The sequence below is a fragment of the Paenibacillus sp. LjRoot153 genome, assembly GCF_964253085.1.
GTDB lineage: Bacteria > Bacillota > Bacilli > Paenibacillales > NBRC-103111 > Paenibacillus_E.
The window spans coordinates 107,292-128,332 of sequence record NZ_CAXUQH020000001.1; the positions used below are offsets into that span (position 1 = coordinate 107,292).

At 46.0% G+C, this 21,041-nt stretch carries 21 protein-coding genes; all 21 read left to right on the forward strand.

Going from position 1 to position 21,041, the window contains the following annotated elements; all coding sequences use genetic code 11:
* Positions 1-10: 10 nt before the first annotated feature.
* On the forward strand, positions 11-907 hold the full coding sequence (gene flgL / locus ACSQ8P_RS00480) for a flagellar hook-associated protein FlgL (RefSeq protein ID WP_436233433.1): 897 nt from the start codon (positions 11-13) through the stop codon (positions 905-907).
* 15 nt (positions 908-922) lie between these two features.
* On the forward strand, positions 923-1,492 hold the full coding sequence (locus tag ACSQ8P_RS00485) for a DUF6470 family protein (RefSeq protein WP_436233434.1): 570 nt from the start codon (positions 923-925) through the stop codon (positions 1,490-1,492).
* A gap of 99 nt (positions 1,493-1,591) precedes the next feature.
* Positions 1,592-2,035 (forward strand): flagellar assembly protein FliW, encoded by a 444-nt coding sequence (gene fliW / locus ACSQ8P_RS00490; protein ID WP_436233435.1) that lies wholly within the window; start codon positions 1,592-1,594, stop codon positions 2,033-2,035.
* 12 nt (positions 2,036-2,047) lie between these two features.
* Positions 2,048-2,287, forward strand: coding sequence for a carbon storage regulator CsrA (gene csrA, locus ACSQ8P_RS00495; RefSeq protein WP_436233436.1), 240 nt, complete (start codon positions 2,048-2,050; stop codon positions 2,285-2,287).
* Between the two features lie 198 nt (positions 2,288-2,485).
* Positions 2,486-4,930, forward strand: a complete 2,445-nt coding sequence (locus tag ACSQ8P_RS00500) for a flagellin (protein ID WP_436233437.1) — start codon at positions 2,486-2,488, stop codon at positions 4,928-4,930.
* A 145-nt stretch (positions 4,931-5,075) separates the two neighbouring features.
* Positions 5,076-5,372, forward strand: coding sequence for a hypothetical protein (locus ACSQ8P_RS00505; RefSeq protein WP_436233438.1), 297 nt, complete (start codon positions 5,076-5,078; stop codon positions 5,370-5,372).
* Between the two features lie 26 nt (positions 5,373-5,398).
* A complete protein-coding gene (locus ACSQ8P_RS00510) occupies positions 5,399-5,593 on the forward strand; it encodes a YjfB family protein (RefSeq protein WP_436233439.1) in 195 nt (64 codons plus the stop codon).
* Positions 5,594-5,771: 178 nt separating this feature from the next.
* A complete protein-coding gene (fliD, locus tag ACSQ8P_RS00515) occupies positions 5,772-7,766 on the forward strand; it encodes a flagellar filament capping protein FliD (RefSeq protein ID WP_436233440.1) in 1,995 nt (664 codons plus the stop codon).
* Between the two features lie 83 nt (positions 7,767-7,849).
* Positions 7,850-8,212 carry a flagellar protein FlaG gene (locus ACSQ8P_RS00520; protein ID WP_436239420.1) on the forward strand — a complete coding sequence of 121 codons (363 nt, stop codon included), beginning with the start codon at positions 7,850-7,852 and terminating at the stop codon, positions 8,210-8,212.
* A gap of 35 nt (positions 8,213-8,247) precedes the next feature.
* Positions 8,248-8,631: a flagellar export chaperone FliS gene (gene fliS / locus ACSQ8P_RS00525; RefSeq protein ID WP_436233441.1), complete on the forward strand. Its 384-nt coding sequence runs from the start codon at positions 8,248-8,250 to the stop codon at positions 8,629-8,631.
* Positions 8,624-8,953, forward strand: a complete 330-nt coding sequence (locus tag ACSQ8P_RS00530; protein ID WP_436233442.1) for a flagellar protein FliT — start codon at positions 8,624-8,626, stop codon at positions 8,951-8,953. Before fliS ends, ACSQ8P_RS00530 begins: the two co-directional genes overlap by 8 nt.
* Before the next feature lie 411 nt (positions 8,954-9,364).
* On the forward strand, positions 9,365-9,562 hold the full coding sequence (locus ACSQ8P_RS00535; protein WP_028556842.1) for a cold shock domain-containing protein: 198 nt from the start codon (positions 9,365-9,367) through the stop codon (positions 9,560-9,562).
* A 172-nt stretch (positions 9,563-9,734) separates the two neighbouring features.
* Positions 9,735-10,283 (forward strand): ribosome hibernation-promoting factor, HPF/YfiA family, encoded by a 549-nt coding sequence (hpf, locus tag ACSQ8P_RS00540; protein WP_436233443.1) that lies wholly within the window; start codon positions 9,735-9,737, stop codon positions 10,281-10,283.
* Positions 10,284-10,569: 286 nt separating this feature from the next.
* Entirely contained in the window at positions 10,570-13,089 is a 2,520-nt protein-coding gene (gene secA, locus ACSQ8P_RS00545; RefSeq protein WP_436233444.1) for a preprotein translocase subunit SecA, read from the forward strand.
* Between the two features lie 54 nt (positions 13,090-13,143).
* Positions 13,144-14,257 (forward strand): peptide chain release factor 2 gene (gene prfB / locus ACSQ8P_RS00550; protein ID WP_436233445.1). Its coding sequence is split into 2 segments (ribosomal slippage): positions 13,144-13,215 and positions 13,217-14,257, totalling 1,113 coding nucleotides; the frame shifts between segments, so codons are not numbered across the junction.
* 116 nt (positions 14,258-14,373) lie between these two features.
* On the forward strand, positions 14,374-15,246 hold the full coding sequence (locus ACSQ8P_RS00555) for a YitT family protein (RefSeq protein WP_436239421.1): 873 nt from the start codon (positions 14,374-14,376) through the stop codon (positions 15,244-15,246).
* 445 nt (positions 15,247-15,691) lie between these two features.
* Positions 15,692-16,741 carry an N-acetyl-gamma-glutamyl-phosphate reductase gene (gene argC, locus ACSQ8P_RS00560; protein WP_436233446.1) on the forward strand — a complete coding sequence of 350 codons (1,050 nt, stop codon included), beginning with the start codon at positions 15,692-15,694 and terminating at the stop codon, positions 16,739-16,741.
* 7 nt (positions 16,742-16,748) lie between these two features.
* Positions 16,749-17,999, forward strand: a complete 1,251-nt coding sequence (gene argJ / locus ACSQ8P_RS00565; protein WP_436233447.1) for a bifunctional glutamate N-acetyltransferase/amino-acid acetyltransferase ArgJ — start codon at positions 16,749-16,751, stop codon at positions 17,997-17,999.
* A 36-nt stretch (positions 18,000-18,035) separates the two neighbouring features.
* Positions 18,036-18,806 (forward strand): acetylglutamate kinase, encoded by a 771-nt coding sequence (argB, locus tag ACSQ8P_RS00570; RefSeq protein WP_436239422.1) that lies wholly within the window; start codon positions 18,036-18,038, stop codon positions 18,804-18,806.
* Between the two features lie 30 nt (positions 18,807-18,836).
* Positions 18,837-20,033, forward strand: coding sequence for an acetylornithine transaminase (locus tag ACSQ8P_RS00575; protein WP_436233448.1), 1,197 nt, complete (start codon positions 18,837-18,839; stop codon positions 20,031-20,033).
* 30 nt (positions 20,034-20,063) lie between these two features.
* Positions 20,064-21,023, forward strand: a complete 960-nt coding sequence (gene argF / locus ACSQ8P_RS00580; RefSeq protein WP_436233449.1) for an ornithine carbamoyltransferase — start codon at positions 20,064-20,066, stop codon at positions 21,021-21,023.
* The last annotated feature ends 18 nt before the right edge of the window (positions 21,024-21,041 follow it).

The window sequence follows — 21,041 nt, forward strand, 5'->3', positions numbered from 1 at the left end:
TGGGGATTCAATGCCAACCAGAATCACGCAAACGATGATTAATACCCAGATGGTGCGAAATTTGGGGACGAATCTCAATCGTATGGATAACCTGCAGAACCAGTTAGCAACAGGCAGAAGAATAAATAAGCCATCGGATGATCCGGTTGGTCTTAGCTTTGCTATGAGATACCGCAGTGAGTTATCGGCGAATGATCAGTATCAAGCGAATGTGGAGTCTGCTTCGTCTTGGTTGGATTATACAGATTCAACGCTAGGCAAGGCTAATGACGTACTTCAGCGGGTGCGGGAGCTTACTGTAGCGGCGGCTAACGGATCAAACCCTCAAACGGCTGAGGACGCTATTAATAGTGAAATCAAGCAGTTGTACAGTCAACTTGTTGAGTTGGGCAATAGTGAATTTAATGGTAAGCATGTATTCAATGGACAGATAACAGATATCGCTCCGTATACGGAAGCTAATGCTGCCACAATCGATGTGGATAACGCATCTATTCAGTATGAGATTGGTGCAGGCGTGCGGCTGCCTGTGAATATCACGGGTGATCAAGTGTTTGGCAAATCAACAGATGCGGACAATGCATTTAAAATTTTGCAAGATTTAATGACCGCTATGGGGACTAGTGATTTTAAGGGGATCAGTGATGGTCTGGCTCGTCTGGATACCAGAATGGAAAGCTTCTTATCCGTTCGCGCTGATGTAGGGGCCAAGATGAACCGTGTGGATTTATCGAATGAACGCCTGAAGGATATCAACACGAACCTCCAGACATTGCAAACTAGAGTGGAAGATGTAGATGTAGCCGAAGCGATGACGAACCTCAAAACTTCGCAGAATGTGTATGAAGCCTCTTTGTCGATAGGTTCTCAGATTATACGTCCTAGTCTAGTAGATTTTCTCAAATAAGGCGGTGTGTAGGTCATGTCGTCCGTACCTTTCATTAGACTTGATATTCAGTCTGGCCAAATTGGCATAGATGTTCAGCGAGGACAGTGGGATATTCGCCAGCCTAAAGCTGATATGGAGATGCATACGACTCCACTTACTATGGAAATTCGCTCCCCGCAGGGGGAACTACATATTGATCAGAGTAGTGCTTGGGATGCGCTAGGGATGGGAAGCCACACTACCTTTATGAATCGGATATACAGCGAGTCGAAGAATATAGCTCTACAAGGAATCGCAAGCATTGTAGAGAAAGGGAATCGACTAGCAGCCATACATAAGGGAGGTAACCCAATTGCCGATTTGGCAGCACAGCGGGCTTTTGAACCAAGCAGCATGAACTATCTAGGTGAGGCTTCTTACGACAATGTCGATCTGGATTATACGGCGAACAAGGTTGAGATCAATGTGACTCCGAGCAGTGTTGACATACAAATCACGCCGAATCAAGCCGAGATATTGTATACACCTGGCAAGGTTTCGATCTATATGAAGCAATATCCGAAGGTTGAGATGATTCCCCCAGAAATCGACATGAAAGTATGATTGCCCAACAAAGTAGGGTATAGTTTAAACTGTAGATTGTCTAATCTATAGTTTTTTTTGTTTATTCTTAACCACTAAACGGTATAGGAGTTGCCACTCATGAATATAACCACGTTGCAGTTCGGTGAATTAACAATTGCCGAGCATGAGGTTTTCACATTCCCGCAGGGGATTCCAGGGTTTGAGCAGAATGTTCGTTATATCTTCATTCAACCCGATGTGGAGTCACCTTTTATTTTCTTACAGTGTGTGGACAATGGGAATCTAGCGCTGTTATTAACGAATCCTTTCGAGTTCTTCCCTGATTATGATATGGAATTATCAGATAGTGTCGTTATTGAGTTGGGGATTGAAAGCAAGGAAGATGTGGCTGTATGGACGGTCGTGTCCGTAGGGGAACAGCTGGAAGAAGCGACTCTAAACTTATTAGCGCCCATCATTGTGAATGTGAATACGAGGTTAGGGAAGCAGGTCATCCTTCATGGCTCTTCCTACAACGCCAAACATAAATTGATGCAATCGGTTCCATCCGATAACAAATAAGGGGTGACAGGCATGCTTGTTCTAACTCGTAAAAAAGGCGAAGCCATTATGATAGGCGACCATATTGAACTTATCGTATTGGGTACGGAAGGGGATACAGTTCGATTAGGTATTTCAGCTCCCAAAAGTGTCGAGGTATTTCGAAAAGAGATCTACTTATCGATCCAACAAGCAAACAAGGATGCCCTTGGCAGCGCATCGAATTTCAATGGCCTCAATGAAATGTTTAAAAAATCGAGAAAAACAGAGTAAATAGGCTAATCCTGGGCGAAATAAATTGATATTCGAGACTTTATAGTCTTAAATGTCGGAATTTCGCGAAAATAGGACTTCAGAAATAGTCGCCCCTTGTCGATATTAATACTATGAGCGATTCCAAGGGCGGCCGACCTGGAAGAAACGCTAATCCACATGGAAGTGGAACTTACATATTTCAAGGAGGAATTATCAATGAGAATCAATCACAACATTACAGCAACTAATACTCACCGTCAGTTGTCTACCAACACAGCTAACCAAAGCAAATCGATCGAGAAATTGTCTTCCGGTCTTCGCATCAACCGTGCAGGTGATGATGCTGCAGGTCTGGCAATCTCCGAAAAAATGCGCGGTCAAATCCGCGGTTTAGATCAAGCTTCCCGTAACGCTCAAGATGGTATCTCTTTGATCCAAACAGCTGAGGGTGCATTGAACGAAACTCACGATATCCTACAACGTATGCGTGAGCTTGCAACACAAGCATCGAACGGTACGAACTCCGATACTGACCGTACTGCGATCCAATCTGAAGTTAACCAATTGACTTCTGAGATCAACCGTATCGGTAACACAACTGAGTTCAATACGAAGAAATTGTTGAACGGTGGCGGAGCAGATCCAACTAAGAGTTCTAAAGTATCCAGCAATGGATTGGTAGTTCCATCCACGCTTGTTGGGGGTACAGGTACTGCCACAGCTACTCTTGCAAAAACAGATGTCACGCTTGCTACTTTCGGTGGAGCAGCAACTGCCGAAGACGGTAAGAACTTTACATTAAATATTGGTGGTAAAGATCTGAAAGTCGTGTATGATTCAACTGCAACAGCAAGTGGAGTAAGTGGCAATACAATCACGCTCAAAACTGTCAACACTGAAACTGGGACAGCTCTTGCGACTGATTTAGCAAGTCAACTTAGTAATTTTATTGCGAACGATGCTGACCTAAAGGGCAACTATTCTGCTTCTAATGCTGGTGCTGTTCTAACTGTTACTGCTAAAGCCGTGTCTCTTAGCGCAACAGGAGTTCTTACAGGACCTGTAGATGGCGGTAAAGTAAGTGCAGCTAATGGTACCACTAATGGATTAGCTCCTACTATTGCTAATACAAGCGCAGCAGGAGTATACGCTCAAAACACGATTGATTTCTCCAATGCTAAAGCAAGTGATCTTGTCGGAACCGGTATTGTTATTGACGGCAAGAAAGTTGATTTCTATGACAGTGCAAACGGTAAATATGCTGGCGAAGCAGATTTTGCAATTGACCTGAACGGTGCTCGTACTTCGGACAAAATTGTGGATACGATCGTAGATGCACTTTCTGGCGCTAGTACAACATCAGTTGCAGCTGACCCTAACGGTGTAGCAACATATGGTACTAACAACAGTGCTCTGGCCAATGTACTGGTTTCCAAATCTGCTGATGGTAAGTTGCAATTGACAGCTAACACAGTAGGTCAAGCGGGTAACGCAATCGCAGTAGGTAACAACGCGCCTGTGACAGTTACGAATACTTATACAAATGACAAGCTTACTGGGTCTGCTGTTAACTCAGCTAAAGGTTTGGCTGATGGTGAGCAAAAGGTAACGATTACTAACCTTGGTAAGACTGCTGCTGCTAGCGCTGCAACTGGTGCAGTTGCAGTATCCGATGGTGTATCTATTGCGAACAATGCTCAATTGGAAGAAGGTACTTACCGTATTATTGGTAATGGTACTGCAACCCAAGCAGATCTACAGAAACAGAACACCGATGGTTCCTGGACTACGCTAGACGCAGGTCAAGTAATGGCTGCTGGAACAAATAACTTCACAGTAAATGGTAATACAGTAGCTATCAACCTTGCCAATACTGTTGCTGCTGATTTTACTGCTGTTGCTGGTGCTGATTCCTTAACATTTAAGGTTTCTACCCAATATCAAGCGACTTTGACTGAAGCTGGCAGCACTACTGCAGGTCTTGCAGTTAACATTACAAATGGTCAAAACAATGTTAAACTAGCTTCTGCCGATGGTGTAGGCGAAGTAGATGTTAATATCGGTGGGTGGGATGCATCCCAATTTACTACATTAAATGACACAATTACTTGGTCATTTGATACTAAATCTGCTGCTGATTCTTCGTCCACAACTGTTGGTGGTACTTACACAGAGCAGTTCCAAATCGGTGCAAACACAGGGCAAAGTCTTGAAATTAAAGTTAGCGACATGCGTTCCCAAGCTCTGAACATCTCTGGTACGACTGCAGCTGGTAAACAAGGAGCGGTAGAAGGAGCTAAATTTACAGCAACTTCAACGGTTACTGATGGTACTAGCAGCACGAACACAGAGTACGCATTGGATATGTCGACAACTGAGTCTGCTACTGCAGCTATCAAAGTTCTCGATAATGCAATCAACTCGGTATCTGCTCAACGTTCCCAACTTGGTGCATACCAAAACCGTTTGGAGCACACAATCAACAACTTGAATACGTCTTCCGAGAACTTGACTGCTGCTGAGTCCCGTATCCGTGACGTAGACATGGCGAAAGAAATGATGAACCAATCGAAGTCCAGTATCCTTGCTCAAGCAGCTCAAGCTATGCTTGCACAAGCAAACCAACAGCCTCAAGGCGTGCTTCAATTGCTTCGTGGTTAATATTAGCCTTACTGAAGGGGACTCTAGACTCTCTAGAGTCCCCTTTTTCATACCCTGAGATGAGGTAACGACAATGGAAAAGTACATGAATGTCATGACAAGAACCTTAGAATTGTCTGATAGCTGTTTAGGAGCTTTGGAATACATGAAAGTAAGATTAAATGAGAGCGCATTTGAAGATACGGTTCGGTTAATGGATGACTTTGTAAATGGTTTCTACCAGATCGAAAAGTCGATGCAGGGATTCATTTCTGAACTTCCTTCCAATCAGCTTGAAGAAACTACTAATCAACTACGAAATGCCATCGAACATGCAGTCTTTGCTTATGAACAAGGAGATATCGGGGAAGCCCTTGAGACCATTCAGTTCAATTTGCTTCCGAGCTGTAAGAAATGGAAGTTGGAACTAGAAAATTCATTACATCCCAATGTGTTGTCCTAAGTACTTGAAAAAAGGGTGAGTCTACAATGGATATTGCAGCAATGTCTATGGCCATGAGCCAGTCCAGTCTGATACAAGACGTAAGTCTATCCGTGATGAAAATGGCTATGGATACAGCTAAAGTGAATGCAGATAATATGACGGCTATGTTGAATCAAACCAGTGCCATGCAGCAGTCTGTGCAGCCTCATCTTGGCGGTAACCTGGATATTAGGGCATAGTGTGAGTCTGTCAGGTGATAGATAGAAACGAATAGGCTACATGACATCGTAGGGCTTCTTTCCATAGGAAGTCCTATTTGCTATTCATAAAAGCAACTCTGTTACCGATAAATACAGTATAGGATTGTTTTGGAATACAGCTATGAATGCTGTTTAACTTTATAGATAATTTGGAGGAATGATGATGGCATCGGTCACTCGAATCAGTGGGATGGTTTCAGGTCTGGATACAGATACACTTGTGAAAAAGATGATGGCAGCTGAAAGTATCGGATTAACCAAAATGAAACAAAATCAACAAAAGTTAACATGGCAAAGTGATGGTTACCGCCAGTGGAATACGGACTTATTTACGTTTCGAAGTAATACGTTGTTTAATATGAAGTTATCAAGTACGTACAACACATTTTCGACAACTTCTTCAAATTCTGATTTAATGAGTGGGGTAGCTACATCTGAGGCTATTGAGGGAACTTATAATTATCAGATTTCAAATCTTGCTCAATCTGCAACGATTAAGTCCAATATTGATATTGATCAGAATGCAGCATTAACGAGTACGGAGACAAAATTGACTATAAAAGCGGCTAATCAATCGGGTACCGAGAGCACAGCGACAATTACTATTGATACCGATGATAAAATAGCTGACGTTCTTAGTAAAATAAACACGGCCAAAGATACTGCTGGTAATAGCCTCGGAGTGAAAGCAATCTATGATTCTACACTCAAACAGTTTATTTTAAAAACAAAAGATACAGGTGCTAACACGCAAATCTCGCTCTCCGCAGATAAAGTCGACTTTCTAGATACAACACTCGGTATGGGCGGGTCTGCCGATGCAGATTATGCGAACGGTTTTAAAAAGGTTGGAAGCGAATATATGACACCAGGTTCAGCAACTCGTGTGCCTGACACAGTTCTCGCATCAAATCCTCATTATGTACCAGGTGAATCGGGGCTGGTTGATATGGACACTACTGGTGATACTACGGGCGCAAACATTACAGTTAATGGAAAGATTTTCGATATTGCTGAAGCTTTGAAAAAAGATTGGACAGGGAAATCGCTAGCTGATGTGGTTACCGCACTTAAAGCTGCAACTTCTGGTGGTACGAAACTTTCCGACGTGTTAACAATTACAGAAAATGGTACTGATATAAGCTTCAAGACCAAATCAACGGGAACAGCTAGTTCTATTGTAATCAGTGCAGGTACGGGGGCCCAGGCTGATAAAGTAGCAAACCTCTTCTCGGTCAATTCTGCTGCGAATGCGGTGACAGACCTGAGTGCTGGAAAATTCGTTGGTACAGGTAGTTCGGTAGCGACGAATTCGAATGTTCCGCGGGATGCAAAGATTAATTTTAACGGTACGGATGTAACATCGGCAACCAATACTGTAAAAATTATGGGAGTTAATTATACGCTTAAAAATATTACGGCAGCGCCTCAGACAGTAACTATTGCGAGTGATATTGATACAGAAGTAAAAAATATTAAAGATTTTGTAAGCAAGTATAACGAGATGCTGGATAAACTCAATAAAGCGATTAACGAGACTGTCTACAAGGACTATCAGCCCTTGAATGATGAACAAAGAGAAGCAATGTCAGAAACGCAGATCACAGCGTGGGAAACGAAAGCCAAGAGCGGACTGTTTCATAATGACAGCAACCTAAAAGACCTAGTTAATAATATGCGGAATCATATAACGTCTACCGTCGATAATGGGAGTATTTACAACTCACTTTCCTCGATTGGTATCGCTTCTCAAAGTTATGCGGATAAAGGGAAGCTTTATATTGATGAAACAAAGTTGCGAGCTGCGCTTAAGGACGATCCAGAGGCTGTAAAAAACTTATTCTCACAATCCCCCAGCGATGCGACGACTAGTGTAAAAAAAGGGTTGGTTGTTCGTTTATATGATGATTTCCAAACGACTTTCACTAAAATAAAGGATAAAGCGGGGAGCGCTGGAAACTCTCAGTATGATCAAAGTATAATTGGGAAGTTAATGTCCAAAACATATACGAACATCAATACAGAGACGGATCGATTGAGCAAAAAAGAAAGTAATTATTATGCAAGATTTACTGCCATGGAAACAGCGCTGAATAAATACAATTCTCAAAGTTCCTATCTCTCACAATCGTTATCGTCAAGCAGCGGCTAAACGTCCCAATAGCTCTTCATAATATGAACCTGCTCACCGATATTAGTAATAACTTATTATTTTAGGAGGTCATAGCTGTGAGTATGAACCAACCGATTGGAAATGTTCCAAAGCCAAGTACTTACGAAGCTACTGCAACACCGAAAGTAACGAGCAATGATGGGATTCAGAGCGTTCAAGATTTAAAGCAAGCTCAAGCGCAAGGTCAGAATATCCCCATCAGTGAGCAACAACTTGTAAAGGCAATCGAGCGTGCAATTAAAGCCGTAGAAGGAACATCCACAACGCTTGATTTCTCTATTCACGAACAGACCAAGCATATTATTGTTAAAGTATTAGATAAAAGCAGTGGTGAAGTCATTCGAGAAATTCCTAATGAGAAGTCGCTAGATTTTTTGGCTAAGGTATGGGAAATGGCTGGAGCTATGGTAGATGAGCGTAGGTAATAAGCGAATAGGACTAGACATTAGGGGGTATTTGCATGATTTCGGCGCAGCAGAATAAATATGTGCAAAATTCAATTCAAACAGCGAGCCCAGCTCAGCTGCTCATCATGTTATCTGATGGTGCAATCCGATATTGTAAGCAAGCCATTGAGGCACTCTCTCAGAAGAATTACCAAGATGCTAATAATTATCTGATGAGAGTTCAAGACATCATCCAAGAGTTTATTATCACTTTGGATAAGGAGGCACCTGTAGCCGACGAACTGCTACGCTTGTATGACTATTTCCTCTTCCGCCTAGTCGAAGCGAATACGAAGAAGCAAGTGGAATCCGCTGAGGAAGTGTTGGGCTATTTAGTAGAGCTCAAAGAAACGTGGGTACAGGCAGCCAAGCTTTCTTTAGCATCGAAACATGGATAAGCTTCTCCAATCATTAAAGCGGATAACGCAAGGAATCATCGTAGAGCTGGATCAGAAGGACTATGAGCAGTTAGGAAGTTTCGTCGAGGAGAGGCAAATCATTATTGACCAACTACAATCGATGAATCAGAGCTTTAATGATCAGCAAAAGCTGGTGATTAAAGACATTCTCCAACATGATGATGTGATTGTAAGACGTATGCAGCAATTAAAGGATGAAGCTAAGAGCGGAATTGATAAAATAGAACGGGCTCGTGTGCATAACAATGCGTATGAGCAACCCTATGCACAGGAAAGTTACTTCTTCGACAAGAAAAAATAGTCTATCCACACAAACCTTTTGCCGCGGCAGAAGGTTTTTTCTTTTATCCCCTGTTTTCTTCATCCTCCTACAGCGATCCGTGGATAAACAATCCGATCTGGCCCCAGAGTGTGAATAAACGGTCCCATGAACGTCGAGTTATCCATAATTATCTCTATTGACCCTGTGGATAATGTGCATAAACCTGTGAATAACTTTGTTAATAACATGTAAAAAAGCCCGTCACGACAGGATTCTACAAATTCTGCAGTTATCCACGGGATGTAAATACTTGAATTTTCTAAATATTCATTCTTTTTAAAAGTTAGAAATTGACAGGTCAAGCGGGTAGATGGTATAGTCAAAATGTAAGGGTTTTCATTTCTCGCTCTTATCATTTATATTTTTTAAAACGAAAGGATTGTGTACGATATGCAAGGTAAAGTGAAATGGTTTAACGCAGAAAAGGGTTATGGTTTCATTGAGCGCGAAGATGGTGGAGATGTATTCGTGCATTTCTCAGCGATTCAGTCCGAAGGGTTCAAAACGCTAGACGAAGGTCAAGCTGTTGAGTTTGACATCGTAGAAGGCGCACGCGGACCACAAGCTGCAAACGTAAGCAGATTATAATTATTTGGCACGTATGGTGCCATCGCATACAACGATGAACAAGATCACCCTGGGGAAATACGCTGGGGTGTTTTTTATATTTTGCCTAGAAAAGATTAGCTCGGAATTTAAAGGAATTATGAAGTTGGAGTGGAATGTAGTATAATGTAAGAAGGAAGGGAGATGTTTAACTATGGAAATTAGCATTCGCGGAGAACACCTTGAAGTTACTGAAGCCCTCGGAGACTATGTCGACAAGAAGTTGAATAGACTAGAGAGGTATTTTGAAGCTCCCCTTACATCCGATGTACAAGTAAAGCTAAGTGTGGTTAAAGGTCTTCAAGCCATCGAAGTAAGCATCCCGTTAACAGGCGTGCTACTGCGAGCAGAAGAACGCAACACAGACATGTACGCATCCATTGATTTGGTTGTGGACAAATTAGAGCGTCAAATTCGTAAGCACAAGACAAAAACGAATCGTAAAATTCGCCAAGATGGCGGCAAACGTGATTTGTTCAAAGCAGAAGTCGCAGCAGCTTCCTATATGGAAGAAGAAGAGGATTTCGAACTCGTGCGCAACAAACGCTTCAATCTGAAGCCAATGGACGTCGAAGAAGCGATTCTCCAAATGAATATGGTGGGTCATAACTTCTTTGTCTTCTCGAACATGGAGACAGATACAGTCAATGTGGTCTACAAACGAGACGATGGTAAATACGGTTTAATCGAACCAGCGATGTAATGCATAAACAAATTGCCTAATACATTCTATAACATTCCTATAAAAAATGATCAAGTGAGCTTAATTCGATGTTATCGGATTAAGCTCTTTCCTTTAGCAAACGAAGTGATCAATCCTTCTATGCATGTTAGCGACCTCTCCATTTCATACTAAGAAATACGAAAAGCATGGTTTTTAAGTCCTATTTCTAAAGGTTTTAGAAGGAAGAGAATGCTCGTTTGTTGCGACAAGACTGTCATAAGTGGTACAATTTAAGGATACGAACGCAAGGGAAAGGGGTTCACCGATGCTAGGACTAGTGAAGAAAATTTTTGGTGATTCCAATGAACGGGAGATTAAACGGATGCTCAAGGCCGTTGACTACATCAACGAGCTTGAAGCTGGCATTAAGCCGCTGTCCGATGAAGAGTTAAAAGGAAAAACAATAGAGTTCAGAGAACGCCTTGAGAAAGGCGAAGAAATCGATGATTTATTGCCGGAGGCTTTTGCTGTTGTCAGAGAAGCAGCTTGGCGTGTGCTAGGGAAACGTCATTATGACGTTCAACTTATCGGGGGTATGGTGCTGCACGAAGGCCGTATCGCAGAGATGAGAACAGGGGAAGGGAAAACACTTGTTGGAACACTTCCTGTTTATTTGAATGCTTTGCTTGGTAAAGGCGTACACGTTGTAACCGTCAATGACTATTTGGCACAGCGGGATAGCGGAGAAATGGGTCAAATTTACGAGTTCCTCGGCTTAACCGTTGGGGTTAACTTGCATGACTTGTCTCATGAAGAGAAGCAAGCAGCTTATGCTTGTGATATTACGTATGGAACAAATAACGAATACGGGTTTGACTACCTGCGTGACAACATGGTGCTGTACAAAGAGCAGATGGTTCAACGTCCGCTGTACTATGCGGTTATCGATGAGGTGGATTCCATTCTAGTCGATGAAGCGAGAACGCCATTGATTATATCTGGACAAGCTGCGAAGTCGACAGATATGTACTTTACGGCTGACCGTTTCGTTTCGACGCTGAAAGAAGAAGAAGACTACACGATTGATATCAAAGTGCGGGCTGTCGCGTTAACGGAAGATGGCGTGGCGAAAGGTGAGCGAGCTTTTGGTATTGAGAACTTATTTGATCATCAAAACGTAAACATCAACCACCACATCACACAAGCGCTCAAAGCTCGTTTCATTATGAAACGTGACGTGGACTACGTTGTTCAAGATGAAGAAGTTATGATCGTTGATGAATTTACGGGCCGTATCATGACTGGCCGTCGCTATAGTGATGGGTTGCACCAAGCCATTGAGGCGAAAGAGCAGCTGAAAGTTCAGAATGAAAGCATGACACTCGCTACGATTACGTTCCAGAACTATTTCCGTATGTACCGCAAGCTAGCGGGAATGACGGGAACAGCGAAGACGGAAGAAGAAGAGTTGAAGAAAATTTACGGCCTTGAAGTTATTATCGTTCCGACGAACCGTCCAATGATTCGTAAGGATTTACCGGACGTGGTTTATAAGTCAGAGAACGGTAAGTTCAGAGCCGTTGTTGAGCAAATCCTAGAACGCCATAAGCTGAATCAACCAGTGCTTGTTGGTACGGTATCGATCGAGAACTCAGAGAAACTTTCGGAGATGTTGAAGAAGAAGGGTGTTCAACATAAAGTTTTGAATGCCAAGTATCATGCCGAAGAAGCGGAAATCGTTTCACGTGCAGGTCAACCAGGGTCAGTTACGATTGCAACGAACATGGCGGGCCGTGGTACGGACATTATGCTAGGTCAAGGCGTACATGAAGCTGGCGGCTTGCATATCATAGGTACTGAACGTCATGAGAGCAGACGGATTGATAATCAGTTGCGTGGACGTGCAGGACGTCAAGGTGACCCTGGTTCCTCCCAATTCTACCTTTCTCTTGAAGATGAGTTGATGAAACGATTCGGCGCTGAAAATATTATGGCGATGATGGATCGTCTCGGAATGGAAGAAGATCAGCCGATTGAGAGCAAATTGATCTCCCGTGCCGTGGAATCCGCACAAAAACGCGTTGAGGGCAACAACTTCGACGTACGTAAAGTCGTCCTTCAATATGACGATGTCATGAATCAACAACGTGAGATTATATATAAACAGCGCCGCGAGCTGCTGGAGTCCGAGAATATCCGCGAGGTCATTGAGGGTATGATCAGTGCTGTGATCGAGCGTATCGTGAAAGCACACTGTCCAGAGGAGCAAATTCCGGAAGAGTGGGAACTGCAAGAGGTTGCGAATTTTGTGAACAATAACCTATTGCATGATGATGCTCAAATCACAGATCAAGCCATCTGGGGCAAAGAGCAAGATGAGATCATCGAGCTGATCAAAGATCTTGTGAGCAAACGGTATGATGAGCGTGAAACGGAAATTGGCGCAGAGTTCATGCGTGAGTTTGAGAAAGTCGTAGCACTTCGTGCGGTAGATAGCAAATGGATGGATCACATCGATGCGATGGATCAGCTGCGCCAAGGTATTCACTTGCGTGCATACGGTGGTACAGACCCACTTCGTGAGTACCAATTCGAAGGCTTCGAGATGTTCCAAGAGATGATCGATAACATTCGTGAAGAAGTCGCCATGTACATCATGAAAGCACACGTACAAAGCAACCTAGAGCGCCAAGCGGTAGCAGAGGGTCAGGCTGTTGATACGAAGAATGAAGCTGGCGGCAAAAAACCGCTCGTACGCGCGGAAGAGCAGCGTATTGGACGCAATGACCCATGCCCATGCGGCAGCGGTAAGAAGTTCAAGCAGTGCCACGGGCAAGGCATGTAAGCCACTAAACAACTTGTCTAGGTACATGCAAGCAGAATAAATGAGGTGTACGACATGCTAGAACCAGAAGTAAAACAAGACTTAAGAGAAACAGCGAAGCGACTAACCGAATTACGGGGGTCTCTTTGACTTAGATCATAAGCTAGAAGCCATTGGAGATTATGAGGAGAAAATGGGCGCGCCAGATTTCTGGGATGATAACGAACGTGCCCAGAAGACGATCGCTGAGCTCAACGTGATCAAGAGTGTCGTGGAGGAATTCCAAGGCTTCACGAACGCGTTCGAGGACATTCAGGTCATGGTCGAACTCGAAGAAGAAGAGAGCGATGCGGGTCTTGTCAAAGACATCGAAACAGGCATCGCGGCGCTCGTTAAGAAGCTCGAGTCCTTCGAGCTTGGTTTGCTGCTTAATCAGCCGTACGACCGGCTGAATGCGATTTTAGAGCTGCATCCAGGCGCCGGCGGAACCGAGTCGCAGGACTGGGCAGAGATGCTGCTGCGGATGTACCGCCGCTGGGCAGAGAAGCGGGGCTACAAAGTCGAGGTACTCGACTATTTGCCAGGCGACGAAGCCGGCGTGAAGAGTGTCACGCTGCAGATCACGGGCTTCAACGCCTACGGCTACTTGAAGGCAGAGAAGGGCGTGCATCGGCTCGTCCGGATCTCGCCGTTCGACGCCTCTGGCCGTCGTCACACCTCGTTCGCATCGTGTGACGTGATGCCGGAGATCGAAGACGACACAGACGTTGGTGAAATCCGCTCCGAGGATCTCAAGATCGATACGTACCGCGCGAGCGGCGCCGGCGGACAGCACATCAACACCACGGACTCGGCTGTGCGGATTACGCACATCCCAACTGGCGTCGTGGTGAGCTGTCAGCAAGAGCGCTCGCAGATCAAGAACCGCGAGAAAGCGATGAAGATGCTTCGCTCCAAGCTCTATGAGCGGAAGATCGAAGAGCAATTGAAGCACCTAGCCGAGATTCGCGGCGAGCAGTCGGATATTGCGTGGGGCAGCCAGATTCGCTCCTACGTCTTTCATCCGTACAGCATGGTGAAGGATCACAGAACCTCCGCTGAGACAGGTAATGTTGGAGCTGTCATGGACGGGGACCTCGATACCTTCATCGACGCGTATCTGCGTCATCAAATACGGAAGCCAGAGTAAGCCTGCCACAAGCCAAGCAAGCTGATTTGCCGGGCTGTGCATGGTTCACGTTATAAACGTTGATCCTACACCTAATAGGTGTAGGATTTTTCATGTAAACGAACGAAGGAGGACCACTGGTGTCCAGAAGAGAACCACGAATCACGATGGGGAGTCCCACGCATACCGTTTTTGAATATATACTACTGATCGTTGGTTCGTTGATCATGGCAGCGAGCTTTAACAGCTTTTTGAACCCGAACCAAATTGCGACAGGTGGGGTATCGGGGATTTCGACCATTTTGCAGGAAGTGACCAAAATAAACCCGGCGTACACACAATGGGCGCTCAATATTCCGATTTTACTGTTAGCGCTGTGGCTGCTCGGGAAGAAATTCGGCATTAAAGCCATCGTAGGATCGGTTATTTTCCCGTTCTGCGTACTCGTCACGACCCACTTAGGCGTGCCGACGCATAATCCATTACTAGCTGCTGTATATGGCGGCATAGGCGTAGGTTTGGGTCTAGGTATTGTCTTCAAAGGGCGTGGATCCACAGGCGGGCTTGGGTTGGCAGCACAATTATTACATAAATACTCCGGCTTAAGCCTAGGCTTTTCGGTTGCCATATTCGATGGACTTGTCATTATCAGCTCGGCCCTAGTGTTTACCCCAGAGAATGCGCTGTACGGGATGATCGGCTTATTCGTTACGACCAAAACGATTGATATCGTGCAGCTCGGCTTCAACTATGCCAAAGTGGCCTTTATCATTTCGGATCATACGGATGCTATTCGGAAGGCGATTTTGTACGACTTGGATCGCGGGTTAACCGAACTTAGCGGATCGGGTGGATTTACAGGGGAATCGCGTACGGTCATGATGGTGGTCGTGAAACAGAATGAAGTCAGTCGATTAAAAACACTCGTGCAGTCCGTGGATCCACAGGCTTTCGTAATTTTGAGTGAAACGAATGAAGTGTTGGGAGAAGGGTTTAAGCGTCATGCGTAGAGGAGGACCGTCAGGAGAATCATTACCTGATGGTTTTTTTTGTGGATAACTTGTTGGCAAACTGTGCGTAATCCCCCGACTTATACACAATGCCTGTGTACAAATGTGCATAACTCGAGATCGACTAACATAATTTGCCTTCTGACTATAGAGTTTGGGATAATGAGTGGGTTGGATGAATTGGCAACGAAATAGGCGATGGCGGAGATTACGATTTGTTTTATGCACGGCTTGCGTAAAATTGATGCATAATGTGCATATAACTGTATATAGTCAGATTATTCAGTCAACTAAAATTAATTCATTTTTATCGAATAAAAACCTTGAAATACCTTGCTGAAACGCAATTTTGGTCAAAGCCAGAGCGCAAAAAAATTCATTGAATTATTATGTATACGAATGTATAATAATACATATATTTTCGGAACATCGGGAGGTCATGGGAATGAGTCAGAGCATTAGAGCGGCTATTATTGGAGCAACAGGGTATGGTGGTGCGGAATTGATTCGTCTTTTGCAGGCGCATCCACTTGTACAGATTACATCCGTTATTTCTACATCGAATGCAGGAGCGCCGCTTGCGGAGCATTTTCCACATTTGCAGGAAGTTGTCGTGGATATCCTCGATGTCCTTGATGTTGATTTGATCGCTGGTAAAGCAGACGTTGTGTTTCTAGCTACTCCGGCAGGTGTGAGTGCGGGACTTTCGCCTAAATTGATCGAGGCGGGCCTGAAAGTGATTGATATTTCGGGGGATTTGAGACTGAAGTCAGCTAGCGACTACGAAAAATGGTACAAAAAGCCGGCCGCTTCTGAAGAAGCTTTGGCGCGTTCGATCTACGGTCTATCCGAAGTGTTCGGGGACGAAGTGAAGGGCAGCGATCTGATCGCCAACCCAGGCTGTTACCCAACAGCGACGCTGCTAGGACTTATTCCTGCGGTTGAAGCGGGATGGATTGATCCGTCCACGATTATTATTGATGCGAAATCCGGAGTATCCGGGGCGGGTCGAGGTTTGAGCTTGGGCGCACACTATTCCGAAGTGAATGAGAATTTATCGGCTTACAAAATAAATAAGCACCAACACATCCCGGAAATTGAGCAAGCACTGAGTCGCATTGCAGGAAAACCGGTTGTGACGACGTTCACAACGCACCTTGTGCCAATGACACGCGGGATTATGGCGACAATGTATGCCACGCTAACAGGTGAACATACAGCTGAAGAGTTCATCGAACAGTATCGTCAGTACTATGAAGGCCGCAAATTCGTAAGGATTCGCCCGCTTGGGAAGTATCCTTCAACGAAGGAAGTTATGGGCTCGAACTACTGTGATATCGGCTTCGCTGTGGATGAGCGTACAGGGCGTGTAACGATCGTGTCGGTTATCGACAATGTTGTTAAAGGTGCCGCAGGTCAAGCGATTCAGAACTTAAATATTATGCAAGGCTGGGACGAAACGACAGGGTTGTTGTTCGCACCGGTATATCCATAACTAGAAGATGAGGATAGGTGAGTATACGACCATGTCGGACCAAGTTAGCTTCACTGTCGTGCCAGAGGGCACTGTAACAACTCCGAAGGGCTTTCGTGCAGGCGGACTGCACTGCGGATTGAAAAAAACGGAGCGCTATGATCTTGGCGCGATCCTCTGTGATGTACCTGCGTCAGCGGCAGGCGTGTACACGCTGAACGCGTTCCAAGCGGCACCGCTGCGCGTGACGCAAGAAAGCATCGCCCACAGCGGCAAGCTGCAGGCGATGATCGTGAACAGCGGCAACGCGAACGCGTGCACCGGCCAGCAAGGCGAAGACGACGCTCGCGCAATGCGCGCGGCAAGTGCGAAGGCACTAGGCGTGGCAGAGCACCATGTCGGCGTAACGAGCACAGGCGTGATCGGCGAGCTGCTGCCGATGGGCAAAGTGCTGAGCGGCATCGAGCAGCTGCCAGCGAAGCTGAAGCTAGACGGCGGCGAAGACTTCTGCCAGTCGATCCTGACGACGGATCTCGTGCAGAAGATGACGTGCGTCCGTGTTGTGGTTGGCGGCAAAGAGGTTCACATTGCCGGAGCGGCTAAGGGTTCGGGGATGATTCACCCGAACATGGCGACGATGCTCGGTTTCATGACAACCGACGTCGCGATTGAGAGCGAATACCTGCAGCTGTTGCTTAGCAGGATTACAGATAACACGTTCAACATGATCACCGTTGACGGGGATACAAGCACCAACGACATGGTCGTGGTGATGGCGAGCGGTTTGGCCGGCGGCGATTCCTTGCATCCGGGGCACCCGGATTGGGAGGCTTTCGCGGCAGGGTTCCAATACGTTGGCGAATACCTAGCCAAAGCGATTGCACGTGATGGCGAAGGCGCGACGAAGCTGATCGAGACGACGGTTATCGGCGCAGAGAGCGACGATGCGGCTCGTAAAATCGTGAAGTCGATCATCGGATCGAGCCTCGTGAAATCCGCCGTATATGGCGCTGACGCGAACTGGGGCCGGATCATTGCGGCTGTAGGTTACTCGGGTCAGCCGGTGAACGTGAATACCGTTGATATTCGCCTTGGCGATATCGCGGTTTTGGAGCAATCGCGCCCCGTGAAGTTTGACGAGGAAGCGGCGCTGGTTTATTTGAAAACAGATACGATTCAAATTCATGTGAATTTACATATGGGCGAAGGCAAAGCAACGGGTTGGGGCTGCGATTTGACCTATGATTATGTGCGAATTAATGCGGCTTATCGGACGTAAGGAGGAAAAAGAGCAGTGAAGAACAATTGCTTTGTAATGAAATGCGGGGGCAGCACGCTTGCGGCGCTGCCTAGCAGTTTTTTTGAGGATATGCGTCACCTTCAGGAAGAAGGCATTGTTACGGTCATCGTTCATGGCGGGGGTCCTGCGATTTCGGATACGCTAGGGAAGCTAGGCATTGAGTCTGGCTTCGTGAACGGACTAAGGGTAACATCTGAAGCAGTCCTCGACGTGGTTGAAATGGTGCTGTCTGGTCAGATTAACAAAGAAATCGTACGCCGCATTCAGTTAACAGGCGCGAAGGCGCTTGGTTTGTCTGGTGTAGATGGACATTTGATCGAAGCGAAGCCGGTAGCCAACAGCCATGAAGTTGGTCTTGTAGGCGATGTGACGAAAGTCAATGCGGAGCTAATTCAAGGCATCGTCGGTATGGGCTACATTCCGGTTATCGCGCCAGTTGGTCTAGGGGCAGATGGCGGACAGCGGTACAATATCAACGCCGATACGGCGGCTGGTGCTGTGGCTTCTCACCTGGGTGTAGAGCAAATGGTTGTCGTGACGGATGTTCCTGGCATAATGAAAGTTGTGGATGGCGAGAAGCAAGTGCTTCCTGTCGTCAGCGTAGCGGAGATTGAAGAAATGATTACAAGTGGCGACATCTATGGCGGCATGATCCCGAAGGTTCGTGCAGCGATTGCTTGTATACAAGGGCAAGTGCAAGAAGTGGTTATCGTGAACGGTTCGGAGCCGAACGTGTTAAGCAAGGTTTTGAAAGGTGAAGGAATCGGCACGCGCATTGTACGATAATTTTAATAACCCCATAAGGAGGGAATGTACATGACAGAACAAGGGAAAAGCTCGTTATTTCCAACCTACGCCAGATATCCGATTACGCTAGTGAAAGGTGAAGGCAGCCGATTGTGGGACGATACAGGTAAGGAATACATCGATATGATGAGCGGGATTGCCGTTGCAGCTCTTGGGCATGCACCGCAAGTGGTGAAAGAGAAATTGATCGAGCAGCTGGATCAGCTTTGGCATGTGGGTAATCTATTTCATATTCCAAATCAGGAAAAATTGGCTGGGTTATTGACGGACAACAGCTGTGCGGATGCAGTGTTTTTCTGTTCCACAGGAGCGGAAGCGAACGAGGCTGCGATCAAAATCGCGCGTCGTTACTCGCAAAAAGTGCTGAACAACGGCCGCTACGAGATTATTACGTTCAACATGTCCTTCCATGGGCGTACGATTGCTACATTAACAGCGACGGGTCAGGACAAAGTAAAGGAAGGCTTCCTTCCGCTTCCAGAAGGTTTCGTCTATGCGGATTATAACGATATCGAGTCTGTTCGCAACCTCGTGAACGACCGTACGTGTGCGGTTATGCTTGAGTTCGTGCAAGGAGAAGGCGGCGTATTACCAGCGGATCCGACATTCGTGAAACAGCTTGCTGAGCTTTGTAAGGAGCATAATCTACTTCTGATCGCGGATGAAATCCAGACGGGTGTGGGACGTACAGGTAAGCTTTTTGCCTATGAGCATTATGGGGTTGAACCGGACATTTTCACTTTGGCCAAAGGTCTTGGCGGTGGATTCCCGATCGGTGCGATGTTGAGCAAAGGCTATTTGGCTGAAGCTTTCAGCGCAGGAAGTCACGGTTCCACGTTCGGCGGAACTCCGATTGCAACAGCAGCGGCTCATGCAACATTAAGCACGATTATCGACAATCAATTGCCAGAGCGTGCAGCAGAGTTAGGTGCGTATACGGTGAAGACGTTAGAGAGCAAGCTGGCAGGCAATCCGCTAGTCAAGAGCATCCGTGGTATCGGCCTTCTGATTGGAATTGAATGTACACAGCCGAGTGCCGAAATCATTAGCGAAATTCATAAGCAAGGCGTGCTGGTCATTCCAGCAGGACCTAACGTGATTCGTTTAGTGCCGGCGTTAACGATACCGCAAGAAGATTTGGATCAGGCGTTAGAAGTCGTGTGCGGTGTCCTCTCCCAGAAGGCATCGACCATTAGCGGCGTCTAACCGAAGTTTACAGTAGAGAGGTTGGATCACATGAATAGCACGGTCAAGGAAGAACTGGCTGCCCAGTTGAAGGGCAAGGATTTTCTTGCATTGATTGATTATACACCGGAAGAAATCGAATATTTGATTCACTATGCGATCGAGCTGAAGCGTAAGCAGAAAGCGAGAGAGCCTCATGCGGTGCTAGCGGGTAAAACGCTGGGCATGATTTTTGAGAAATCCTCCACGCGTACGCGTGTTTCCTTTGAAGTAGGGATGTACCAACTGGGGGGGCAAGCGCTTTTCTTGAGTAAAAATGATCTGCAACTTGGTCGCGGAGAGACGGTATGGGATACCGCTCAAACCTTGTCCCGTTATTTGGACGGCATCATGATTCGTACCTACGAGCACCGCAAGGTAATTGATTTGGCACGCGGAGCGACGGTGCCTGTTATTAACGGATTAACAGACCATGCGCACCCTTGCCAAGTTATGGCGGATTATCAGACGGTTTTGGAGAAAAAAGGCCGCTTAAAAGGCATCAAAGTCGCCTATATCGGCGATGGCAACAATATGGTTCACTCCCTGATGATGGGAGCTAGTAAGTTAGGGATGGATTTCGCGGTTGCTTCCCCAGTGGGCTATGAGTCCGATAAAGAGGTGGTCCGTCAATCCAAGGAAAATGCGGCACAATCCGGCGGAAGCCTGTTGGTGACGAACGATCCACGCGAAGCGATTGAAAATGCAGACATCATCTACACCGATGTATGGGCGAGCATGGGGCAAGAAGCGGAGCAGCACGAGCGGGAAATCGCGTTCAAAAACTTCCAAGTCAACGAGGCTTTGGTGAAATATGCGAAGCAGGATTACTTGTTCATGCATTGCTTGCCTGCACACCGCGGGGAAGAAGTGAGCGAGGGCGTCATCGATGGCGGACATTCCATTATTTTTGATCAAGCAGAGAATCGTCTTCACGCGCAAAAGGCTATCATGGCCGCGACAATGATATAAATTTCAAATGAGAGTGTA

Bases quoted from the DNA above. Each gene is read 5' to 3' on its own strand.
- flgL (WP_436233433.1), top strand. From the start codon at position 11: ATGCCAACCAGAATCACGCAAACGATGATTAATACCCAGATGGTGCGA.
- ACSQ8P_RS00485 (WP_436233434.1), top strand. From the start codon at position 923: ATGTCGTCCGTACCTTTCATTAGACTTGATATTCAGTCTGGCCAAATT.
- fliW (WP_436233435.1), top strand. From the start codon at position 1,592: ATGAATATAACCACGTTGCAGTTCGGTGAATTAACAATTGCCGAGCAT.
- csrA (WP_436233436.1), top strand. From the start codon at position 2,048: ATGCTTGTTCTAACTCGTAAAAAAGGCGAAGCCATTATGATAGGCGAC.
- ACSQ8P_RS00500 (WP_436233437.1), top strand. From the start codon at position 2,486: ATGAGAATCAATCACAACATTACAGCAACTAATACTCACCGTCAGTTG.
- ACSQ8P_RS00505 (WP_436233438.1), top strand. From the start codon at position 5,076: ATGAAAGTAAGATTAAATGAGAGCGCATTTGAAGATACGGTTCGGTTA.
- ACSQ8P_RS00510 (WP_436233439.1), top strand. From the start codon at position 5,399: ATGGATATTGCAGCAATGTCTATGGCCATGAGCCAGTCCAGTCTGATA.
- fliD (WP_436233440.1), top strand. From the start codon at position 5,772: ATGATGATGGCATCGGTCACTCGAATCAGTGGGATGGTTTCAGGTCTG.
- ACSQ8P_RS00520 (WP_436239420.1), top strand. From the start codon at position 7,850: ATGAACCAACCGATTGGAAATGTTCCAAAGCCAAGTACTTACGAAGCT.
- fliS (WP_436233441.1), top strand. From the start codon at position 8,248: ATGATTTCGGCGCAGCAGAATAAATATGTGCAAAATTCAATTCAAACA.
- ACSQ8P_RS00530 (WP_436233442.1), top strand. From the start codon at position 8,624: ATGGATAAGCTTCTCCAATCATTAAAGCGGATAACGCAAGGAATCATC.
- ACSQ8P_RS00535 (WP_028556842.1), top strand. From the start codon at position 9,365: ATGCAAGGTAAAGTGAAATGGTTTAACGCAGAAAAGGGTTATGGTTTC.
- hpf (WP_436233443.1), top strand. From the start codon at position 9,735: ATGGAAATTAGCATTCGCGGAGAACACCTTGAAGTTACTGAAGCCCTC.
- secA (WP_436233444.1), top strand. From the start codon at position 10,570: ATGCTAGGACTAGTGAAGAAAATTTTTGGTGATTCCAATGAACGGGAG.
- argC (WP_436233446.1), top strand. From the start codon at position 15,692: ATGAGTCAGAGCATTAGAGCGGCTATTATTGGAGCAACAGGGTATGGT.
- argJ (WP_436233447.1), top strand. From the start codon at position 16,749: ATGAGGATAGGTGAGTATACGACCATGTCGGACCAAGTTAGCTTCACT.
- argB (WP_436239422.1), top strand. From the start codon at position 18,036: ATGAAATGCGGGGGCAGCACGCTTGCGGCGCTGCCTAGCAGTTTTTTT.
- ACSQ8P_RS00575 (WP_436233448.1), top strand. From the start codon at position 18,837: ATGACAGAACAAGGGAAAAGCTCGTTATTTCCAACCTACGCCAGATAT.
- argF (WP_436233449.1), top strand. From the start codon at position 20,064: ATGAATAGCACGGTCAAGGAAGAACTGGCTGCCCAGTTGAAGGGCAAG.